The sequence below is a fragment of the Streptomyces sp. 5-10 genome, assembly GCF_014712245.1.
GTDB classification, from domain to species: Bacteria; Actinomycetota; Actinomycetes; order Streptomycetales; family Streptomycetaceae; genus Streptomyces; species Streptomyces violaceusniger.
On the sequence record NZ_JACVYG010000175.1, the window covers coordinates 1 to 2638 of the forward strand.

The 2638-nt window shown below is 71.0% G+C and carries 1 protein-coding gene; it reads left to right on the plus strand.

Going from position 1 to position 2638, the window contains the following annotated elements; all coding sequences use genetic code 11:
• On the plus strand, nt 1–2638 hold a 2638-nt coding region (locus tag IEJ02_RS47650; RefSeq protein ID WP_191070484.1), incomplete at both ends, for a type I polyketide synthase.

Here is a 2638-nt window from a genome sequence, read left to right on the forward strand (position 1 = left end):
TGAACGGGCCCTCGGCGGTCGTGGTCTCCGGCGACGTGGACGCGTTGGACGAGCTGCTGGCCGCGTGTGAGGCGGAAGAGATCCGGGCGCGGCGTGTTCCGGTGGACTACGCCTCGCACTGCGCTCATGTCGAGGCCATCGAGGGCGAGTTGCTGCGGGAGCTGGCGGGGATCAGCCCTCGGCCTTCGTCGGTGCCGTTCTATTCCACGGTGACCGGTGGGCTGCTGGACACGGCAGGTCTGGATGCCGGGTACTGGTACCGGAATCTGCGTCAGACCGTGCGCTTCGAGGAGACCGTACGTGCCCTGCTGGCGGATGGCTTCCAGGTGTTCATCGAGGCCAGCGCCCATCCCGTACTCACGGTGGGGGTGGAGCAGACCGCCGAGCAGCATGGCTCTGACGTGGCGGCCGTCGGGTCGCTGCGCCGTGACGAGGGCGGCTTGGATCGCTTCCTGACTTCGGTGGCCGAGGCGTATGTGGGCGGGGCCTCTGTCGACTGGACGGGGATGTTCGCCGGGACGTCCGCGCGCCGGGTCGAGCTGCCCACGTACGCCTTCCAGCGCAAGCGGTACTGGCTGGACGTCCAAGCCCTGCCGGAGCCGAACTCGCTCACCCAGGCCGATGCGACCGATCCCGAGGGCAGCGCGGACCACACATCGGCGACCGACGCGGCATCGCTCCTACGGACACGTCTCGCACCGCTGAACTACGCCCAGCGAGGGGAGATGCTGGCGGACCTGGTGCGTGACCAGGTCGCCACCGCGTTGGGGTACGAAGGACCGGAAGCCGTCGATCTGGGTCGGACCTTCAAGGAGCTGGGCTTCGATTCGCTCGGCGCCGTCGATTTCCGCAACCGCCTGAACACCACCACCGGACTGCGACTGTCGACCACGCTGCTGTTCGACCACCCCACGCCCCGGGCCCTCGTACGCCATCTGCGGGACAGGCTCCTGGGTGAGGACGGGCGCGAGGAGATGGCGTCGGCACCGGTCGGCGTGGCCCCGGACGAGCCGATCGCGATCGTGGGCATGAGCTGCCGCTACCCCGGTGGTGTGCGGTCGCCCGAGGAACTGTGGCAGCTGATCGCCTCCGGTGGCGACGCCATCGGGGCGTTCCCGGCGGACCGGGGCTGGGATCTGACCGGGCTGTATGACGCCGACCCCGGACGAGCCGGGACGACGTACGCCCGCGAAGGCGGATTCCTCTACGACGCCGGGGACTTCGATGCCGCCTTCTTCGGGATCTCGCCGCGCGAGGCGCTGGCGATGGACCCGCAGCAGCGGCTCTTGCTGGAGACCTCCTGGGAGGTCTTCGAACGCGCGGGCATCGACCCGGCCGGGCGGGAGAAGAGCCGGACCGGTGTCTTCGTGGGCGCGATGTCCCAGGACTACGGCCCGCGGATGCACGACGCCTCGGATGAGCTGCAGGGATATCTGCTGACCGGCAACACCGTCAGCGCCGCTTCCGGCCGTATCTCCTACACCATGGGCTTCGAGGGCCCGGCGATGACGGTGGACACCGCCTGCTCGTCCTCCTTGGTGGCCCTGCATCTGGCGGTCCAGTCGCTGCGCCAGGGCGAGTGCGCGCTCGCGCTCGCCGGTGGTGTGACGGTGATGCCGACGCCGGGGCTGTTCGTGGAGTTCAGCAGGCAGCAGGGGCTGGCCCCGGACGGCCGGTGCAAGCCGTTCGCGTCGGCGGCGGACGGCACGGGCTGGGCCGAGGGCGCCGGGATGCTCCTGCTGGAGCGGCTGTCCGACGCCCGGCGGAACGGCCACCAGGTGCTCGCGGTGGTGCGGGGCAGCGCCATCAACCAGGACGGTGCGTCAAACGGCCTGACCGCGCCGAACGGGCCCTCCCAACAGCGCGTGATCCGGGCCGCGTTGGCGAACGCCGGGCTGTCGCCCGCCGACGTGGACGCGGTCGAGGCACACGGCACGGGCACGGCCCTGGGCGACCCGATCGAGGCCGAGGCGCTGCTCGCGACCTATGGGCGGGAGCGGAGCGCCGAGGACCGGCCGCTGTGGCTGGGGTCGGTGAAGTCCAACATCGGTCATACGCAGGCGGCGGCGGGTGTCGCGGGCGTGATGAAGATGGTGCTGGCGATGCGGCACGGTGTGCTGCCGAAGTCGCTGCACGTCGATGAGCCGTCGCCGCATGTGGACTGGTCGTCGGGCGCGGTGGAGCTGTTGACGGATGCGGTGGAGTGGCCGGAGACGGGCCGGTCGTGGCGCGCGGGCGTGTCGTCGTTCGGCATCAGTGGGACGAACGCCCACGTCATCGTCGAGCAGGCTCCCGCGGAGGTGGGCGTTGCCGAGCCGGTGGCCGAGGGGCGGGAGGTCCCGGCGTCGGTGCCGTGGGTGGTGTCGGCGAAGTCCGAGGGCGCGCTGCGGGCGCAGGCGGAGCGGTTGCTGTCGGCGGTGCGTGGCGACATGGACGCTGAGGCATCGGTCGTGGATGTGGCTTCGTCCCTGGTGACCACGCGCTCGGTGTTCGAGCACCGTGCGGTGGTGCTGGCCGGTGACCGTCAGGGCTTCGTGGCTGGGCTGCGGGCGCTGGTGGATGGTGTACCGGCGGCGGGTGTGGTGCGGGGTTCGGTGGTGCCGGGGAAGCTGGCGGTGTTGTTCTCGGGGCAGGGCAG